At 73.8% G+C, this 16,848-nt stretch carries 21 protein-coding genes and 1 tRNA gene; 12 read left to right on the plus strand and 10 right to left on the minus strand.

What is annotated here, in order from left to right; all coding sequences use genetic code 11:
• The first annotated feature begins 33 nt into the window (after nucleotides 1–33).
• Entirely contained in the window at nucleotides 34–390 is a 357-nt protein-coding gene (locus PGN05_RS11205) for a VOC family protein (protein ID WP_419752619.1), read from the plus strand.
• Nucleotides 387–833 (plus strand): PaaI family thioesterase, encoded by a 447-nt coding sequence (locus tag PGN05_RS11210; protein WP_419752620.1) that lies wholly within the window; start codon nucleotides 387–389, stop codon nucleotides 831–833. Before PGN05_RS11205 ends, PGN05_RS11210 begins: the two co-directional genes overlap by 4 nt.
• On the opposite strand, the gene proS is transcribed toward PGN05_RS11210, so the two are convergent.
• From proS to PGN05_RS11240, 6 genes are read right to left on the minus strand one after another with little or no spacing between them, the layout of a single operon-like run.
• Nucleotides 827–2,239: a proline--tRNA ligase gene (gene proS / locus PGN05_RS11215; RefSeq protein ID WP_419752621.1), complete on the minus strand. Its 1,413-nt coding sequence runs from the start codon at nucleotides 2,237–2,239 to the stop codon at nucleotides 827–829. The genes PGN05_RS11210 and proS overlap by 7 nt on opposite strands.
• 37 nt (nucleotides 2,240–2,276) lie before the next feature.
• Nucleotides 2,277–3,197: an MSMEG_6728 family protein gene (locus PGN05_RS11220; RefSeq protein ID WP_419752622.1), complete on the minus strand. Its 921-nt coding sequence runs from the start codon at nucleotides 3,195–3,197 to the stop codon at nucleotides 2,277–2,279.
• Nucleotides 3,198–3,228: 31 nt separating this feature from the next.
• Nucleotides 3,229–3,540, minus strand: coding sequence for a biopolymer transporter Tol (locus tag PGN05_RS11225; protein WP_419752623.1), 312 nt, complete (start codon nucleotides 3,538–3,540; stop codon nucleotides 3,229–3,231).
• Nucleotides 3,537–4,403 carry an NAD-dependent protein deacetylase gene (locus PGN05_RS11230; protein WP_419752624.1) on the minus strand — a complete coding sequence of 289 codons (867 nt, stop codon included), beginning with the start codon at nucleotides 4,401–4,403 and terminating at the stop codon, nucleotides 3,537–3,539. Before PGN05_RS11230 ends, PGN05_RS11225 begins: the two co-directional genes overlap by 4 nt.
• A 40-nt stretch (nucleotides 4,404–4,443) precedes the next feature.
• A complete protein-coding gene (locus PGN05_RS11235; RefSeq protein WP_419752625.1) occupies nucleotides 4,444–4,890 on the minus strand; it encodes an SRPBCC family protein in 447 nt (148 codons plus the stop codon).
• A gap of 22 nt (nucleotides 4,891–4,912) precedes the next feature.
• Entirely contained in the window at nucleotides 4,913–6,460 is a 1,548-nt protein-coding gene (locus PGN05_RS11240; RefSeq protein ID WP_419752626.1) for a PucR family transcriptional regulator ligand-binding domain-containing protein, read from the minus strand.
• Between the two features lie 141 nt (nucleotides 6,461–6,601).
• Between PGN05_RS11240 and PGN05_RS11245 the strand changes: the two genes are divergently transcribed.
• The 3 genes from PGN05_RS11245 to PGN05_RS11255 all read left to right on the plus strand — a co-directional run bounded on the left by PGN05_RS11245 (nucleotide 6,602) and on the right by PGN05_RS11255 (nucleotide 9,349).
• Nucleotides 6,602–7,099 (plus strand): nucleoside deaminase, encoded by a 498-nt coding sequence (locus PGN05_RS11245; RefSeq protein WP_419752627.1) that lies wholly within the window; start codon nucleotides 6,602–6,604, stop codon nucleotides 7,097–7,099.
• On the plus strand, nucleotides 7,096–8,406 hold the full coding sequence (codB, locus tag PGN05_RS11250) for a cytosine permease (protein WP_419752628.1): 1,311 nt from the start codon (nucleotides 7,096–7,098) through the stop codon (nucleotides 8,404–8,406). The genes PGN05_RS11245 and codB overlap by 4 nt, the downstream gene beginning before the upstream one ends.
• 91 nt (nucleotides 8,407–8,497) lie before the next feature.
• Nucleotides 8,498–9,349 (plus strand): alpha/beta fold hydrolase, encoded by an 852-nt coding sequence (locus PGN05_RS11255; RefSeq protein WP_419752629.1) that lies wholly within the window; start codon nucleotides 8,498–8,500, stop codon nucleotides 9,347–9,349.
• Here PGN05_RS11255 and PGN05_RS11260 read toward each other — a convergent pair.
• Entirely contained in the window at nucleotides 9,282–9,647 is a 366-nt protein-coding gene (locus tag PGN05_RS11260) for a hypothetical protein (RefSeq protein WP_419752630.1), read from the minus strand. The two genes, PGN05_RS11255 and PGN05_RS11260, sit on opposite strands and share 68 nt — an antisense overlap.
• 115 nt (nucleotides 9,648–9,762) lie before the next feature.
• On the opposite strand from PGN05_RS11260, the gene PGN05_RS11265 reads away from it, so the two are divergent.
• Nucleotides 9,763–9,835 (plus strand) — tRNA-Arg (locus tag PGN05_RS11265).
• A 129-nt stretch (nucleotides 9,836–9,964) separates the two neighbouring features.
• On the opposite strand, the gene PGN05_RS11270 is transcribed toward PGN05_RS11265, so the two are convergent.
• Entirely contained in the window at nucleotides 9,965–10,528 is a 564-nt protein-coding gene (locus PGN05_RS11270; RefSeq protein WP_419752631.1) for a TSUP family transporter, read from the minus strand.
• A 238-nt stretch (nucleotides 10,529–10,766) separates the two neighbouring features.
• Here PGN05_RS11270 and PGN05_RS11275 point away from each other — a divergent pair, with 238 nt between their 5' ends.
• The 6 genes from PGN05_RS11275 to PGN05_RS11300 are packed head-to-tail and all read left to right on the plus strand — an operon-like array spanning nucleotide 10,767 to nucleotide 14,093.
• A complete protein-coding gene (locus tag PGN05_RS11275) occupies nucleotides 10,767–11,057 on the plus strand; it encodes a hypothetical protein (protein WP_419752632.1) in 291 nt (96 codons plus the stop codon).
• A complete protein-coding gene (locus tag PGN05_RS11280; RefSeq protein ID WP_419752633.1) occupies nucleotides 11,054–11,428 on the plus strand; it encodes a metalloregulator ArsR/SmtB family transcription factor in 375 nt (124 codons plus the stop codon). The genes PGN05_RS11275 and PGN05_RS11280 overlap by 4 nt, the downstream gene beginning before the upstream one ends.
• Nucleotides 11,425–12,549, plus strand: coding sequence for an ACR3 family arsenite efflux transporter (gene arsB, locus PGN05_RS11285; RefSeq protein WP_419752634.1), 1,125 nt, complete (start codon nucleotides 11,425–11,427; stop codon nucleotides 12,547–12,549). Before PGN05_RS11280 ends, arsB begins: the two co-directional genes overlap by 4 nt.
• The gene (locus tag PGN05_RS11290; RefSeq protein WP_419752635.1) at nucleotides 12,546–13,205 is read left to right on the plus strand and encodes a three-helix bundle dimerization domain-containing protein; all 660 of its coding nucleotides are present in this window, start codon (nucleotides 12,546–12,548) and stop codon (nucleotides 13,203–13,205) included. The genes arsB and PGN05_RS11290 overlap by 4 nt, the downstream gene beginning before the upstream one ends.
• Before the next feature lie 38 nt (nucleotides 13,206–13,243).
• Entirely contained in the window at nucleotides 13,244–13,663 is a 420-nt protein-coding gene (locus PGN05_RS11295; RefSeq protein ID WP_419752636.1) for an arsenate reductase ArsC, read from the plus strand.
• A 25-nt stretch (nucleotides 13,664–13,688) separates the two neighbouring features.
• Complete coding sequence (locus PGN05_RS11300) at nucleotides 13,689–14,093, plus strand: low molecular weight phosphatase family protein (RefSeq protein WP_419752719.1); 405 nt, start codon at nucleotides 13,689–13,691, stop codon at nucleotides 14,091–14,093.
• Here the strand turns inward: PGN05_RS11300 and PGN05_RS11305 are convergent.
• Together PGN05_RS11305 and PGN05_RS11310 are read right to left on the minus strand one after the other, a co-directional pair.
• Nucleotides 14,080–15,261: an MFS transporter gene (locus PGN05_RS11305; protein WP_419752637.1), complete on the minus strand. Its 1,182-nt coding sequence runs from the start codon at nucleotides 15,259–15,261 to the stop codon at nucleotides 14,080–14,082. The genes PGN05_RS11300 and PGN05_RS11305 overlap by 14 nt on opposite strands.
• Nucleotides 15,262–15,334: 73 nt before the next feature.
• On the minus strand, nucleotides 15,335–16,774 hold the full coding sequence (locus tag PGN05_RS11310) for an FAD-dependent oxidoreductase (RefSeq protein ID WP_419752638.1): 1,440 nt from the start codon (nucleotides 16,772–16,774) through the stop codon (nucleotides 15,335–15,337).
• Nucleotides 16,775–16,848 lie beyond the last annotated feature (74 nt).

The raw sequence follows: 16,848 nt of genomic DNA on the forward strand, positions 1-16,848 counted from the left end.
GTGGGGGCGGGGGTGGACCGTGAGGATGGACCCATGATCGGCCAGTTGCACTCCGTCGTCCTCGACGCACCCGACGCCCACGCCCTCGCCACCTTCTACGCGCAGCTGCTGGGGATGGAGGTCGCGGGTCAGCCGGGTGACGACTGGGTCGTCGTCACCGGGCAGGGCTTCCGGCTGGCCTTCCAGCAGGCACCCGACCTGCAGCCTCCCGACTGGCCGGACCCCGACCGACCCCAGCAGTTCCACCTCGACGTCCGCGTGGCCGACGTCGAGCAGGCGGAGCCGGAGGTGCTGGCGCTCGGGGCGCGGCGCCTGCCGGGGGGCGGCGGCGACTTCCGTGTCTACGCCGACCCGGTCGGGCACCCGTTCTGCCTGGTGTGGGACGCGTGAGCGCCGGCGCGGGCGGGCCGGGGAGCGCGCTGCCGTCGGTGGACCTCAGCGCGGCCAGCCGGTTCGTGGCCGCCTCGGGCTTCGTGGTCACCGAGGTCAGCGGCACCCGGGTGGCCGGGCACGTGGACATGGGCCCGGACCAGCACACGCCGTGGGGGGTCGTGCACGGGGGCGTGTACTGCACCGTCGTCGAGTCGGCGGCCAGCATCGGGGCGAGCGCGGCGGTGCTCGACCGGGGCCAGTTCGCCGTCGGGGTCAACAACAGCACCGACTTCCTCCGGCCGGTGACGACCGGGCGGGTCGACGTCCTCGCCGAGCCGATCCAGCAGGGTCGCACCCTGCAGCTGTGGCTGGTCACCCTCACCCGCAGCGAGGACGGCAAGCCGGTGGCCCGCGGGCAGGTGCGGCTGCAGAACGTGCCGCTGCCGGGCAGCCCTCAGTAGGCGCGGGCGACGACGGCGAGCGCGCCCGGCTCGTCGTCGCCGTCCGGCAGGCCGCCGTCGGGCCGGACGAGGCAGCGCACGGTGACGCCCCGCTCGGCCAGCCGCGCCTCGCCCTCGGTTCCCAGGCGGTCCCACGGCACCCGCGCCCAGCCCTCCTGGGCGGCGGCGAGGGCGTCCTCGGCCGTGGCCGCGTCGACCGTGCGCTCGTCGAGGCGGGCCCGGGCCTCGGCGAGCAGGGCCGCCTGGTCCTCCGCGAGGGCGCGCCGGGCCCAGCCGGCCACCTCGCCGAGCGGGACCGTGCCGGTCTCCCCGGACGCGCGGCGGACCGTGCTGGCCCGGCCCTGGGCCAGGTCCCGCGGTCCCAGGTCGATCCGGATCGGCACACCCTTGAGCTCGTGGTCGACGGCGCGGCGGCCGAAGGGGACGTCGGTCCGGTCGTCCACCTCGACCCGCACCCCCTGCGCCCGCAGCTCCCCGGCCACCGTCCGGGCGGCCGCCTCGACGCCCTCCCCGGCGCGCGCCACCAGCACGACCACCTGCACGGGCGCCAGCCGGGGCGGCAGCCGCAGCCCGGCGTCGTCACCGTGGCTCATGACCAGCCCGCCGAGCAGGCGGGTGGAGGAGCCCCACGACGTCGTCCAGGCCAGCCGCCGCCCGCCGTCGGGACCCAGGAAGTCGATGCCGAAGGCACGGGCGAAGTTCTGCCCGAGCTCGTGGCTGGTGCCCATCTGCAGCGCCTTGCCGTCGCGCATCATCGCCTCGCAGGTGAGCGTGTTGACCGCGCCGGCGAAGCGCTCCCGGCGCGTCTTGCGCCCCGGCACGACCGGGATGGCCAGCACCTCGGTCATGACGTCGGCGTAGACCTCGGCGAGGATCCGCCGCGCGTAGACGGCGGCCTCCTCCTCCGTGGCGTGCGCGGTGTGGCCCTCCTGCCAGAGGAACTCCGTCGTGCGCAGGAAGAGCCGGGGTCGCAGCTCCCACCGGACGACGTTGGCCCACTGGTTGAGCAGCAGCGGCAGGTCCCGGTGGCTCTGCACCCACCGCGCCATGTACTCGCCGACGACCGTCTCACTGGTGGGGCGGACGACCGCGGGGGCCTCCAGCTCCTTGCCGCCGGCGTGCGTCACGACCGCCAGCTCGGGGCTGAACCCCGCCACGTGCTCGGCCTCGCGCCGCAGGTAGGTCTCGGGGATCAACAGCGGGAAGTAGGCGTTGCGCGCGCCCGCGGCCTTGATCCGCGCGTCGACCTCGGCCTGCACCCGCTCCCAGATCGCGTAGCCGTCGGGGCGGACGACCATCGTCCCGCGCACCGGGCCGTTCTCGGCGAGTTCGGCCTTCGCGACGACGTCCTGGTACCACCGCGGGAAGTCGGTGGACTGCGGAGTGAGGACGGGGGGTCGGGCCACGCGCGCACCCTGGCACAGCGGGCCGGTCGCGCGCCGCTCAGTTGCCGGGCAGGTGCGCCGGGTCGAGGACGACGGAGAACAGGGCGCGCGGGTCCTGCAGCGTGGCCGGCGGGCGGGCGGCCGAGCGCGGCACCACGCGGTCCCACCGGGCCGGACGGCGGTGCGGCAGCAGCTCGCGCCCCTGGAACAGGTACTCCCCCACGACCTCGCCGAGCAGCAGGCCGGCCCCGTGCTCGATCGGCACGCCGACCCGGTCCCCGGGCCGCACCTCGTCGAGGAAGGTCGACAGCTGGCGGAGGTCCTTGGCCGGGCGCCGGCCGGAGATCTCCTTGGACAGGGTCCGCAGCTCGGCCGGGGTCAGGCCGGTGGCGTCGACGTCGATGCCCGACTGGGTGCCCAGCCCGACCACGCCCGCGGCCAGGCAGGCGCCGAGTTCGTTGTGCGCCCGCGGCCGCACCACCCAGACCCGTTCCCCCTCGGGCGCTGCGGCCGGTGGGACGTCGTCCGGCTCGGGCCAGACGTAGGGCAGGTCGTCGGGTTCCGGACCGAAGCGCTCGGTGAACCGCGCCCGGTAGAACCCGGGCTCCTTGGCCAGCAGGTTGGACCGGTGGGACAGGTGCAGCGCCTCGTCCCCCACCCAGGAGGGCAGCAGCCCGGCGCGGGCCAGCTCCTCCTGCGGCGTGCCGACGACGTCGGGCGCGAACTCGGCGATCAGCGTGTGCGTGGTGTCGGCGAAGCCCCGGTCCCGCCACACCCGGACCATCGCCAGCCCGTAGGCGACCAGCCCCGCGGTGCGCCCCCGCCACATCCGGACGACGGGGTGCGAGGTCCAGCCGTAGTCGGGCAGTTCGAGGGCCCGCAACACCTGCAGCGTCTCGACCCGCTGCTTGCCGAGGCGGGGCGAGTCCAGGAGCCGGGCGCTCTCCTCGAAGTCGGCGACGGGCAGGAAGGTCTGCATCGCCACTCCTCCTTCCCGGGCCGGCGCGGGGTCAACCGCCCGGTTCGAGCGCGACCAGCGCCGCCTCCCAGCGGGCCCGGCGCGCGTCGTCGTCCTGCTCCCACCAGGCCGGGCCGCGCTCCCCCAGCCCCGTCTTGGCCAGGTGGACGCGCGCGCGGGCGGCGGCCACCGCGGCGTCGTCCCCGGCGCGGCCGGCGGTCCGGACGGCGGCGCGGGCGACGCCGAGGTGGTGCAGCAGCCGGGCGCGGACGTCCTCGGGCAGCGCCGGGTCGGCGATGCGCCAGCGCCGGCCGTCGACGACGATCCACCGGCCGTCGTCGGTGCGCTCGACCCCGCGGCTCACGCGGCCAGGCGCGCGACCAGGTCGGGCAGCACCGTGCCCAGCGGGGCGTCCACCCGGACGTCGACCTTCGCGTCCCCGCGGGTGGCGCCGAGGTTGACCAGCCCCACCGGGATGCCGAGCTTCTCGGCGCGCAGCACGAAGCGGTAGCCGCTCATCACGGTCAGGGACGAGCCCAGCACCAGCAGCGCGCCGGCGTCCTCGACCATCGCGAAGCAGCGGTCCACCCGGTCGCGCGGCACCGTCTCGCCGAAGAAGACGACGTCGGGCTTGAGCGGGCCGCGGCCGCAGGCCAGGCACTCGACCATGACGAAGCCGTCGAGGACCTCGTCGGGCAGCTCGGCGTCGCCGTCGGGGTTCACCTCGTCGGCGTGCGGCCCGAAGTGCGGGTTGGCCGCCTGCAGCCGCTCGTCGAGCGCGGCCCGGCCGGCGACGTCCCCGCAGGCCAGGCAGATCGTGCGGTCCAGGCCGCCGTGCAGCTCGACGACGTCCTGTGCCCCGGCCGCCTGGTGCAGGCCGTCGACGTTCTGGGTGATCACCCCGGTGACCAGCCCGGCGCCCTGCAGACCGGCCACGGCGCGGTGCCCGGCGTTGGGCCGCGCCGCCCGGATCTGTCGCCAGCCGACGAAGCTGCGCGCCCAGTACCGGTGCCGGCCGCGGGGGTCGCGCAGGAAGGTCTGGTAGGTCATCGGCGTGTGCCGGCGCAGCGACCCGGTGGCGCCGCGGTAGTCGGGGATGCCGGAGTCGGTGGAGAGTCCGGCTCCGGAGAGGACGACGACGTCGCCGTCCCCCACGAGCCGGGCGAGCGCGTCGAGGCCGGCCGGGTCCACGGCGGCGGGTTCGACGGCGGCGGGCGCTGCGGTCACCCGGCCATCGTCCCCTCGAATCCCGGTCGCCGCCGCCGGCTCAGCCGGCCGACAGCTCGCGCTCGAGCCGACCCAGCAGGTCCTCGTACACCCGGCGCAGCCCCTTCGGCGCGAACGTGCGCTCGAAGAAGCCGCCGATGCCGCCGGCGCCGGTCCAGGTGGTGCGCACCCGCACCGTGGTCAGCCCGGCGTCGGCCGGGTGGACGGTCCACGTGGTCACCATCGACGACCGGGTGTCGCGCTCGACGAGCGTCGTGGCGTCGGGCTGGGCCACCTCCACGACCTGGTCGCGCACCCGCTTGGAGGTGGCGGCGAACCGCCAGGCGACGCGGGTGCCCGCACCCTGACCGCCGGCCTCGACGCGGTAGTCACTGAACTGCTCGGGGAGCACCCGGCGGCGGGTCTCGGTGTAGTCCGCGAGCGCGGGGAACACCCGCTCCGCCGGTGCCCGGACCACCCGCTCGGCGGTGGCGACGACCTGTCCCATGCCCCCATCCTGCCCAGTCGCCTCAGCCGCGGGTGACCCCGGGCACCGCCTGCGGGTCCAGCCCGGTGCGCAGCCGCCAGGCGGCCAGGGCCACGCCCAGGCCGACGTGCTGCGCGGGGTCCTCCACCGGGGCGCCGAGCAGCTGCTCGATCCGGTCGAGCCGGGCGTAGAGCGACTGGCGCCGGATGCCGAGCAGCTCCGCGGTCCGCGTCTTGCTCAGCCCGGTCGCCAGGTGCGCGTCGAGGGTCCGCAGCAGCTCGGTGCCGTGCGCGGCGTCGTGGTCGACCAGCGGGCCGAGCTGCCCGGCGACGAACCGGGTGACCTCTCCCGGCGCCACGCCGGTCGCCAGCAGCCGGTGGATGGCGACGTCCCGGGCCAGCACGACCGGCTCCCGGCTGCCGATGCGCCGGCTGAGTGCCACCACCTCGCGCGCCTCGGCCACGGCGGACGGGACGTCGGCCAGCGCCTCGCCCGCGTCGGCCACGCCGACGGTGCGGATCGCGGCGGCGAGCGGCCCCGCGCACAGCCGGGCGCGCAGGGCGGCGACCGCCTCCCGCTGCCGCCGGAGCGCCGACCGCGGCCAGCCGCGGGCGAGCACCAGCACGGCGCTCCCCGCCGCCCCGACCAGGCACTGCCCCAGGACCTCCTCGGCGGCCTGCCGGACCGCGGGCACGGCCTCGCTGGCCGGGGTCCGGCGGTCGAACTCGACCGCGACCACCAGGACCGGCACGCCGGTCGCCGGCACCCACCCGGCGGCGGCCAGGCGGGCCCGCAGCTCCCCCTCCGACACCAGGACGCCGGCGACGAGGTCGGTGACCACCGCCTGCGCCAGCGAGGGCCGCGAGCCGACGTCGGGGTGCCGGCCGAGCTCCAGCGCGACCGCGACCGCGGCCCGGTCGGCGACTCCCGTCCGGCGGGCGGTGCGCCGGCCCAGCAGCACGAGCCGGCCGACCGGCCCGTGCGGCCCGCGGACCTCCGCCACCGTGCGGTCGGTCGGGTGCGCCTGGCCGGGCAGGCGGCTGCGCTCCACCACCCGGCCGTCGACGTCGACCAGCTCGGCGGGGCAGTCGGCCAGCCGGGCCACCGCGTCGAGCAGCCCGGCCAGCCCCTGCCCGGAGACCACCAGCCCGAGCAGCTCCTGCCAGACCGGCTCCCCGGCGTGCCGCCAGGAGAGCTTCCGGCGCAGCAGCAGGTCGGCGAAGTCCTCGACCATCCGCACGAACGGCACGACCTCGCGCAGCGCCAGCAGGACGACGTCCCGCCGTCGGGCCGTGTCGACCAGCTCCGGCGGGACGACGGAGAAGGTGCGCCCCACCTCCAGCGCCAGCGCCGCGCACCCCGCGTCGGCCAGCCGCTCGACGTAGTCGACGACCTGCTGCGCCGACCGGCCGTGCAGGCCCAGGCCGGTGGTCAGCAGCAGCTCGCCCCCGGCCAGCAGCCCGCCCATCTCGTACACCTCGGAGGAGTGCACCCAGCGGACGACGGCGGCGTCCGGGTCCCCCGCCAGCACCACGGGGTCGGCGGCGCGGACCGCCGGCAGCTGGAGGACCTCGGAGACGGTGGGCAGCACGGGGATGCAGCGTGCGGAGCGCGGGACACCACGTCAAGCCGCAGGCCGACCGGACCGGACACGACGCCCCTTGTCGTGCGCGGTCCCGCACGAGTTCGCTGACCCCCGACCCGCCCCCCGCCCGCCTCGCCTGGAGGACCCATGACCACAGCGGACCTGCCCACCGTCCCGCCCGACCTCGACCCCGCGGCACGCGACCGGTTCTTCCTGGGCCTCGCCGTCGAGCAGGCGCGGATCGGCTGGGAAGAAGGCGGCGTCCCGATCGGCGCGGCGCTGGTGGACGGCGACCGCGTGCTGGCCGTCGGCCGCAACCGGCGCGTGCAGATGAGCAGTGCCATCCGGCACGGGGAGACCGACTGCATCGAGCAGGCCGGGCGGCTGCCGGCGTCGGTCTACCGCCGCAGCACCCTCTACACGACGCTCTCCCCCTGCTTCATGTGCGCGGGGACGGCGCTGCTCTACGACATCCCGCGGATCGTCATCGGCGAGAACCGCGCCTTCCAGGCGTCGGAGGAGCTGCTGCGGTCGAAGGGCGTGCAGGTCGACGTCCTGGACGACGCCGAGTGCATCGCGCTCATGGAGCGGATGCTCGCCGAGCGGCCGGAGCTGTGGCTCGAGGACATCGGGGAGGAGTCGTGACCGCGCCCGACCGCGCGGCGACCCCGGCGACCGACGCGGGCGTCGTCGACCCGGACTACCCGGTCACCCCCGTCCCGGCGCACGCCCGGAAGTCGTTCTTCTCCGTGGCGGTCGTGCTGCTCGGCTTCACCGTCTTCACCCCGACGATGCTCGCCGGCGCGGCCCTGGGCCCGGCGTTCGGCTTCGGGGACCTGCTCCTGGTCATCCTCGCCGGCTCGGCGATCCTCGGGACCTACGTCGCGGTGATGGGCTGGATCGGCGCGCGGACCGGGCTGACCACCGTGGTGATGTCCCGCTACACGCTGGGCTCGCGCGGCGCGAAGCTGGCCTCGATCCTGCTGGGCGGCACCCAGATCGGCTGGTACGCCGTCGTCGTCGGGACCATCGGCGACCTCACCGCCGAGGCGACCGGCTGGGACTCCTACGGGGCCCGGGCCGCGGTGATGGTCGTGACCAGCGCGCTCATGTGCGCGACGGCCTACTGGGGCTACCACGGCATGTACTGGGTGTCGCTGGTCTCCACGCCGCTGATCCTCATCCTGGCGTTCTGGGTGCTCGCCCGGTCGCTGCAGGAGGTGGGCGGCTTCGCCGGCCTGGCCGACGTCCAGCCGACGACGTCGATGGCGATCGCCGTGGCCATCACCACCGTCGTGGGCACGTTCGTCTCCGCCGGCACCCAGGCACCGAACTGGACCCGGTTCGCCCGCCGCGGCTCGCACGCGGTGTGGGCCTGCGTCATCGGCTTCCTCATCGGCAACGGGCTGATGATCTTCTTCGGCGCGGTCGGGGCGCTGACGTTCGGCGAGGGGGACTTCGTCCTGGTGCTGTACCAGCTCGGGCTGGTCGGCTGGGGCCTGGTGCTGCTGTTCGGCAACCTCTGGAAGAGCAACGCCGACACCGCCTACGCCTTCGGCGTGGCCGGCGCGGAGCTGTTCGACCGGCCGAGCAAGGCACCGTTCGTCATCGGCGGGTCGGTGATCGCCACCGTGCTGGCCCTCACCGGCGTGCAGAACCACCTGGTCGACTACCTGGTGCTGCTCGGGACGTTCATCCCGCCGCTGGGCGGCGTCATCATCGGCGACTTCCTCGCCCGCTGGCGCCGCGGCATCCCGTCGGGGACCGTCCCGCCGGCCGTGCGGTGGCCGAACCTGCTCGCCTACGCGGTGGCCGCCTTCCTGGCGTGGCTCAGCGGCGAGCTCGGCATCGGCATCCCGCCGCTGATCGGGATCGTCGTCGCCGTGGCGCTGTCGGTGGGGCTGTCCCGGATTGGCACCGGCCGGCCCGAACCGGTCGGCGCGGGTCGCTGATCCCGAGCTCAGCAGGGGTGCACCGCACCCTGCGGCCGTGGCGTGACAGGACTCACGCCACGGCCGTTGCCTGCCCGGGTACTGGGAGGAAGTGACCGCACTGCTCCACGTCGACCGCTCCGGCTCCGGTGAGCCCCTCCTCCTGCTCCACGGCATGGGCAGCTCCCGCCGCGACTTCACCGGCGTCCTCCCCCAGCTGACCGAGCGCTTCGACGTCCTGAACGTCGACCTGCCGGGCGTCGGCCGCTCGCCCGCCCTGGCCGAGCGGCCGAGGGTCCCGGCGATCGCCGACGCGGTCGAGCGCACCCTCGACGCGGAAGGCGTCAGCCGGGTGCACGTGCTCGGCAACTCCCTCGGCGCGCGGGTGGCGCTGGAGCTGGCGCGGCGCGGCCGGGCGGCCTCGGTGGTCGCGATCGCGCCGTCCGGGCTCAACGTGCTCCCCGAGCGCCTGTTCCAGGGCGTCGGCATGGGCGCCGCCCGGGTCGTCCTGCGGACCGTGGCCCCGCTGATCGAGCCGCTGTCCCGCACCGCGCCCGGCCGGGCGGCCGTGCTGGCGCCGCTCAAGGCCACGCCGTGGACGACGTCGCCCGAGGAGGCGATCGGCGCCCGCGAGGGGTTCGCCGACTCGCGTGACTTCTGGCGCACCCTGTTCTGGGGGCTGATGCTCGACGTCCCGCGCGGGCTGGGCCGCATCGACTGCCCGGTCACCCTCGTCCAGGGCACCGCCGACTGGATCGCGTCCGGGCAGACGGTGCGCTACCTGCCGCTGATCCCGGGGTCGCGCTTCTCCCCGCTGCTGCTGGCCGGGCACGCGCCGCAGTCCGACCGGCCGAAGACGATCGTCCGGCTGGTCGAGCAGGCGGCGGAGCGGGCGGTCAGCCCGGTCGTTCCTCTGCGTTCAGGTAGGAGCAGCGGAACCGCGCGCGCGACATCGACTCGGTGAACCGGGACTCCCAGGCCGGGTCCGCGGCCGGGAAGGTCTCGAGCACTCGCTCCTCCAGCACCACCGGCAGCCCGTCGAGACCGGTGTAGGACCGGCGCAGCAGCACCCGCGTGACCCCGTCCACCTCGTCGTGGGCGGGGGTCCAGCGGGCCTGCGCGACGGCCGCGGCCAGCTCGGCGCGACGGCGCGCGGGCAGGCGGGCGGCACCGGCCGGGCGCGCCGACCACACGCCCAGCGCGTACACGAGCAGCCCGGCCACCAGCACCAGCAGGGTGAGCTCGGCGAGCAGCACCACCATGCCCCGACGGTAGCCAGCTGCGGCGCCCGTGGTGCGGTCCGCGGCGCGCCGACCGGCCCGCAACGGCGACGTGCCAGGATGGGCCCGGCGTCCCGGCCGTCTCGGCGGTGCGCTCGGCCCCGTAGCTCAGGGGATAGAGCAACGGTTTCCTAAACCGTGTGTCGGAGGTTCGAATCCTCTCGGGGCCACAACTGAACACGCAGGTCGGCGGCTCGTCAGCTGGTCTGGAGGAGCGGCTGGACGGGCCCCGGACCAGCGCACGAGCGTCGCGCGCCAGACCCGAGGAAGCCGTACCTCGATCTTCGGGCTCGCGAGGCCTACCGGTGGCTCCACACCTCGATCGCGGACCAGACGAGCAGCAGTCCCAGCAGCGGGATGAGCACCGCGTCGACGACGACGCCGACCTGGATGCGTACCACCGGCGCGAGGTCCAGCGGGTCGAACGAGCCGAGATGAGTGACGAGCAGCGCTGCGGCGATGAGCACCAGCAGGACGGCGAGGACGCGAGAGAGCGTGCGCGACGCCTTTCTGGTCGCCCAGCTCGCACCGACCCACGCGCCGATCAGGCTTCCGGCGAGCAGGTTGGCCGCCACCGTCCAGTGTTCCGCGACGTCGCTGTAGGGCACGCCGAGCAGTCGGGCCGGCAGCGCTGTCGTGACCACCACCAGGCTCATCGCCTTGTTCAGGATGACTGCCTGCAGCGCGACGAAGCCGAACAGGCCCATCAGCAAGGGGAGGCGGAACTCGGCCCCGCCCAGGCCGACCATCCCGCCGAGGATGCCGACGCCAGCACCGGTGAGAGAGGCAGCCGCCGGCGAACGTCGCGGCCCCGCGCCCGGCCCAGCCTTGGACGAAGCACTGATCGCCGGCTCCGCGCTCACCGCGTGACCGTAGGTGAAGCACCCACATCAGAGCCACGCCCGCACCGACCTCGTGAGTTGGGCACGCTCGACACTGCGGCGCGTCCCGGGTCGGAGTGGCACGTCCTCGACACCTGACCCCGCTGACGCGCCTCCGGCAACGGTTCAGGGAGGCCGCCGGCGACCAGATGGGCCTCGCCGGCAAGCTGATCGCTGAACGGCGCCTGGAAGCTGCAGTCGAGGACGGCTCGATCGGCAGGTGATCGTCCTCGACGCCTCTGCCCTGCTGGCTCTCATCAACAACGAGCCCGGCGCCGATGTTCGGAGCTCGAGCAGCCTCGTGCAACGACGCGACGATCAGCTCGGTGAACCGTGCCGACGTCCTCCGGAAGATCTCGCGTCTCGTGTGACCGCCGAGGACGTCGATGCTGCGCTGGATGCCCTCAGCGTCACGATGAGCCACTTCGGCCGCCTCGACTGGGTGTTCAGCCGGTGTTCACTCATCGACGACCATCGCATCGACAGGTATCACTACCATCCTCGTCGATGACTGGCGAAGCGCACGAGACGATGAACGGCCCCGGTGTCGCCTGTTGCACCCCGTCAGCCGGCACCGCGATGAGCGAGGAGCAGGCGGAGCAGGTCACTCCCCTCCTCAAGGCCCTGGCCGACCCGGTGCGGCTGCGCCTGGTCAGTCTGATCGCCTCCGCACAGGCCGGTGAGGCGTGCGTGTGCGACCTCAACGAGGCCTTCGACCTCACCCAGGCCACGATCAGCCACCACCTGAAGGTGCTGCACTCGGCCGGCATCGTGGATCGCGAGAAGCGCGGCGTGTGGGTCTACTACTCCGTCCGCTCCGAGGCGCTCTCGGCGGTGGCCAACCTGTTCACCTCGGCCAGCCTGGCTGGTGCGAGCGCATGAGCGACACCGTGGGCGAGACCGCCCGTCCCGGCACCGGCCTCGACGCCCCGGTCCTGCAGCGCCTGTCGACCCTCGACCGGTTCCTGGCGGTCTGGATCATCGCCGCCATGGCCGCGGGTCTGCTGCTGGGCCGCCTCATCCCCGGCCTCGACGAGGCTCTCGACGCCGTGAAGGTCGGCGACGTCAGCCTGCCGATCGCCGTCGGTCTGCTGCTGATGATGTACCCGGTGCTGGCCAAGGTCCGGTACTCCGAGCTGGACCGCGTGACCGGCGACCGCAAGCTGCTGGCCGCCAGCCTGCTGCTCAACTGGCTGATCGGCCCGGCACTGATGTTCGCCCTCGCCTGGCTGCTGCTGCCGGACCTGCCCGAGTACCGCACCGGGCTGATCATCGTGGGCCTCGCCCGTTGCATCGCGATGGTGCTGATCTGGAACGACCTGTCCTGCGGCGACCGCGAGGCGGGCGCGGTCCTGGTCGCCATCAACTCGGTGTTCCAGATCCTCGCCTTCGCCGCCCTGGGCTGGTTCTACCTGCAGGTGCTCCCGGGCTGGCTCGGCCTGTCGACGACCTCGGCGGAGTTCAGCGTCTGGGCCATCGTGCTCAGCGTCCTGGTCTTCCTCGGCATCCCACTGGTCGCCGGCTTCCTCACCCGGACCCTCGGCGAGCGGGCCCGCGGGCGGGAGTACTACGAGACCCGGGTGCTGCCGAAGATCGGCCCGATCGCCCTCTACGGACTGCTCTTCACCATCGTCATGCTCTTCGCCCTCCAGGGCGACGCGATCACCTCACAGCCTTGGGACGTCGCGCGGATCGCGCTGCCGCTGCTGGCCTACTTCTTCCTGATGTTCGGCGGCAGCTTCCTGCTCGGGATGCGCCTGGGCCTCGGCTACGCGAAGACTGCGACGCTGGCCTTCACGGCAGCGGGCAACAACTTCGAGCTCGCCATCGCCGTCGCGATCGGCACCTTCGGCGTCACCTCCGGCCAGGCACTGGCCGGCGTCGTCGGGCCCCTCATCGAGGTCCCGGTCCTCGTCGCGCTCGTCTACGTCGCCCTGTGGGCCGCCCGGCGCTTCTTCCCCGGCGACCCGACCGTCCCCGATGCTGTGAGGAGCACCCGATGACCGACCAGCCCCAGGCCGTCTACGGCCTGCTGACGCCCGAGGCGACCCTCCACCGCCTGGCCGATCAGCTCGCCGCCCGCTTTCCCGGGATCTTCACCCGAGAGACGATCGACCGCTACGTCGTCGAGTCCTACACCGCGCTGGCCCGCACCTCCACGGTCACCACGCACCTCCCGGTGCTGACCGAGCGCTTCGCCACCGAGCGCCTCACCGCCCTCGCCCAGGCCAAGGGCGCCATCGACAGCGACGTGTGCGAGACCCTCTTCGTCTGCGTGCACAACGCCGGGCGCTCGCAGATGGCGGCCGCTCTCATGGCCCTCCACGGCGGCGACCGCGTGCACGTGCGCTCGGCCGGCTCCCAGCCGATGGCCAGCATCGACGACGCCGTCGTCGCCGCCATGGCCGAGGTCGGCATCAGCCTGGGCGAGGAGTTCCCCAAGCCGCTGACCGACGACGTGGTCCGAGCCGCCGACGTGGTCGTGACCATGGGGTGCGGCGATGCATGCCCCGTCTATCCCGGCAAGCGCTACCTGGACTGGCAGGTCCGCGATCCCGCCGGACTCTCACTCGGCGAAGTGCGTGCCATCCGTGCCGACATCGACACCCGTGTCCGTGCGCTCCTGGCCGAGCTCCACCCCGCCATCACACCGGCCTGAGCCGGTCTACCGACGACGTCTCGATCGAGAGGCCCACCGTGTCTGACAAGCCCAGCGTCCTCTTCGTCTGCGTGCACAACGCCGGCCGCTCCCAGATGGCCGCCGGCTGGCTGCGACACCTCGCCGGAGATGCCGTCGAGGTGCGCTCCGCCGGCTCGCTGCCCGCCGACCGGATCAACCCCGCCGCCGTCCAGGCCATGACCGAAGTCGGCATCGACATCACCGACCAGCACCCCAAGGTGCTCACCACCGAGGCCGTCGAGGCCTCCGACGTCGTCATCACCATGGGCTGTGGCGACGCCTGCCCGATCTTCCCCGGCAAGCGCTACCTGGACTGGGCACTGGAAGATCCCGCCGGCAGGGGCGTGGAGTCGGTGCGTCCGATCCGCGACGAGATCGAGACCCGGATCCGTGGCCTCCTCGCCGAGCTGGGGAGCCCTGAGAGCGCTCACGCCTGATGCGTGCCACGCCGAGGCTCCTGTCCTGTTCGTCTGTGTGAGCAACGCAGGTGAGTCCCAGATGGCGGCCGGCCTGATGTCGGACCACGTCGGCGACGCCGTAGAGGTCGCCTCGGCGGGCACCGAGACCGAGCCTGCGCTCGACGAGCTGTCGGTGCAGTCTCTCGCCGAGGTCGGAGTGGACATCGCTGGAGAGCACCCCGAGCAGCTCACCGACGATGCACCGCGTGACGCTGACCTCGTGGTCATCCTGGGTTCCGAGGCGCAAGTCCCCGAGGTCGCCGGCACGCACGTCGAGCGCTGGGTCACCGACGAACCGTCGGAGCGCGGCATCGAAGGCCTCGAGCGGTTGTGCCTCGTGCGCAACGACATCGCTGCTCGCGTGCGAGAACTCGCCCTCGACCTCGGGATCGCGGTCAGCGGCGACTGACTCGAGCGGTGGCGGCCGCTCGCGCCGATCCTCTCCAGGCCAGCGCTGCGGCCACGACGACGAGGCCGGCGAGCAGCCCGAACACGGCGGCGTAGCTGCCCATGGCTTCGGCCAGGGCGGTTCCGGCCCACGGTGCGAGTGCCGTCGCGGCGGTGATGGGTGCGGTGAACAAGCCTGACAGCGTGCCGTAGCGGGCGGTGCCCCAGCGGTCGGCAACGACGGTGGCCTGCAGCAGCGTGCAGGCGCCGCGCGCGGCACCCAGAGCCACCGCTGCGGCGACGAGGGCCATGGCTGGCCCCTGGAGGGCTCCGAGGAGCCCGATGGTCAGCGCCGAGGCGCCGATCAAGGCCACTGTGCGACCGGTCGGTGAGGTGCGGGCACTGAGCGGGCCGTAGGCGATCCGGCCGAGCAACTGGCCGGCGCCGAGGAGCCCGAGGGTGGTGGCTGCCAGCGAGGCGGAGAAGCCTCGGCCGGTGAGCAGGGGGATCACCGTCAGGCTGGTCGCACAGAGGCCGAAGGCGGTCAGAGTGAGCGCTGCCGACAGGGTCAGGAACTCGCGACTACGCACCTCACGGGGAACACGATGCGCTCGCGGACGGTCGACGCCGCTGGGATGCGACTCGGTGGCCCAGGGCGCTCCGAGCGTGACGACGTGCAGGGGGACGGTGACGACGGCGAGGATCACCGCGAGCACCAGGTACGTCCCTCTCCAGTCGAGTCGCCCGAGGAGCGCGTTGGTCAGCGGCGCGAAGAGCGGGCTGGCCAGGCCGGCGACGAGGGTGAGGGCGGTCAGCGCCTTGACTCGGCGGTCGCCGTACCAGCGGGTGAGCGCCGCGAAGGCCGCCTGGTAGAAGACCGCGGCCATGGCAGCCCCAGCCACCAGCCAGGCCATCAGGAAGGCCGCGTAGTTCGGCGCCAGCGCGATGCCGACGACCGAGGGCACGGCGAGCAGGGAGCCACCTGTCATCACCCGACGCGGGCCGTGGCGGTCCAGCCAGTGCCCCACCGGGATGCCGGCGAGGGCGGAGACCACCAGGCCGGCCGAGAAGGCTGCAGTGGCCGCCGTTGCCGACCAGCCGGTGTCGGCGGTGATCGAGGCAAGGGCGACCGGGAAGGCGTAGTAGAGGACACCCCAGCTGGTCACCTGGGTGATGCACAGGCCGATCAACGCCCGCCGCGGCGAGGGCCGAGAACTCCCGGCGCCCGCCGCGACGGCCCGCGCTGATCCCACGCCTCGACGCTCAGCCCCCACAGGAGGGCGAGGACACCGACACCGACACCGGCGCCGGCGCACTGCCGCAACAGTTGTTCCTAGGCGCCGGCTCCTCGGCCGAGTAGCCGTGCTCCGAGCCGGTGGCGAAGCCCACTCCCCCGGTGCCGCAGCTCGCCGCCTCGGCTGCCTCGGCTGCACCGAGGTCGGTGGAGCAGACCCCCGTCTCGGGCAGAGCGAGCTCTACCCGAGAGGCGGCCTCGGTGTCGCCGGCGAGGGCCGCAGCGATGGAGCGGACCTGCTCGTAGCCGGTGGCCAGCAGGAACGTGGGCGCGCGTCCGTAGGACTTCATGCCCACGATGTAGAAGCCCTCGTCAGGGTGGGCGAGCAGCGCCTCACCGTGGGGCGGCACGGTGCCACAGGAGTGGGAGTTGGGGTCGATCAGCGGCGCCAGCGCCGACGGGGCCTCGACGCCGGGATCGAGGCTCAGGCGTACCTCGCGCAGCATCTCGAGGTCGGGTCGGAAACCGGTTGCCGCCGCGACGGTGTCGACCTGGAGGCTCATCGACGCCCCATCACGCCCGGTGCCAGCAACCGTGACCCGTCCGGTCCCATCGGCCGGCGGGGCCAGGGAAGTGATCGTGCACTCGCGGACGAGCGTCACCGCACCACCGGTGACGGCTTCCTTCAGCGTCGAGCCGAGCAGGCCGCGGGCGGGCAGGCCGTCGGCGTCTCCTCCGCCGTAGAGGCGCGCCGGCGAGCGACCGCGGATGGCCCAGGTGATCTCCGTGCCCGGCTCCTCCTCGCGCAGCTGCACCAACGCGAGCAGCGTGTTGGCCGCCGAGTGCCCCATGCCCACGACGAGCGTGTGGCGTCCGGCGAAGCGCTTGCGGTCGACCCCGAGAACGTCGGGCAAGGGGCCGGCCAACCAGGCATCGACCCGATCCTCCCCGATGGCCGGCAGCCCGGCGGCGCCGAGCGGGTTCGGCCTGCCCCATGTTCCCGAGGCGTCGAGCACCGCACGGGCGACGATGTCCACGACCTGTCCGTCGCGCACCGATCGCACCACGTAGGGCCTGCCCTCGCGACCGACGGTGCGGGTCTTGTCGACGCCCTGGCGACTGACCGCGAGCACCCGGGTGCTCGTCTGGATGCGCCCCGCCAGCTGCGGCGTCGCCGCCAGGGGAGCCAGATAGGACTCGACCAACTCGGCCCCGGTCGGGAGTTCGTCGCGATCGGGCGACTCCCAGCCCTGGGCCTCGAGGAGGCGCTGTGCGGCTGCGTCGACGTCGTACTGCCACGGGGAGAACAGGCGCACGTGGCCCCACTCGCGGATGGCCGCGCCGACGTGGTCGCCGGCCTCGAGCACCAGGGGCTCCAGTCCGCGCTCCAGCAGGTGGGCGGCCGCAGCGAGCCCGACAGGGCCGGCTCCGATGACGACGACGGGCAGGTTGGGGTCCACCGGTTGCATCCCGATCCACTCCTCGAGCAGTTCGACGCCTGTCTATGGAGGCAACGTAACAGTAGGCACTGTTGATAACAACC

It is taken from the genome of Geodermatophilus sp. CPCC 206100 (assembly GCF_048569675.1).
Taxonomy (GTDB): Bacteria; Actinomycetota; Actinomycetes; order Mycobacteriales; family Geodermatophilaceae; genus Geodermatophilus.

Excerpts from the sequence above, each read along its gene's own strand:
- PGN05_RS11245 (WP_419752627.1), top strand. The coding sequence starts at position 6,602 with ATGACCACAGCGGACCTGCCCACCGTCCCGCCCGACCTCGACCCCGCG.
- PGN05_RS11205 (WP_419752619.1), top strand. The coding sequence starts at position 34 with ATGATCGGCCAGTTGCACTCCGTCGTCCTCGACGCACCCGACGCCCAC.
- PGN05_RS11260 (WP_419752630.1), bottom strand. The coding sequence starts at position 9,647 with ATGGTGGTGCTGCTCGCCGAGCTCACCCTGCTGGTGCTGGTGGCCGGG.
- PGN05_RS11235 (WP_419752625.1), bottom strand. The coding sequence starts at position 4,890 with ATGGGACAGGTCGTCGCCACCGCCGAGCGGGTGGTCCGGGCACCGGCG.
- PGN05_RS11220 (WP_419752622.1), bottom strand. The coding sequence starts at position 3,197 with ATGCAGACCTTCCTGCCCGTCGCCGACTTCGAGGAGAGCGCCCGGCTC.
- PGN05_RS11280 (WP_419752633.1), top strand. The coding sequence starts at position 11,054 with ATGACTGGCGAAGCGCACGAGACGATGAACGGCCCCGGTGTCGCCTGT.
- arsB (WP_419752634.1), top strand. The coding sequence starts at position 11,425 with ATGAGCGACACCGTGGGCGAGACCGCCCGTCCCGGCACCGGCCTCGAC.
- PGN05_RS11290 (WP_419752635.1), top strand. The coding sequence starts at position 12,546 with ATGACCGACCAGCCCCAGGCCGTCTACGGCCTGCTGACGCCCGAGGCG.
- PGN05_RS11310 (WP_419752638.1), bottom strand. The coding sequence starts at position 16,774 with ATGCAACCGGTGGACCCCAACCTGCCCGTCGTCGTCATCGGAGCCGGC.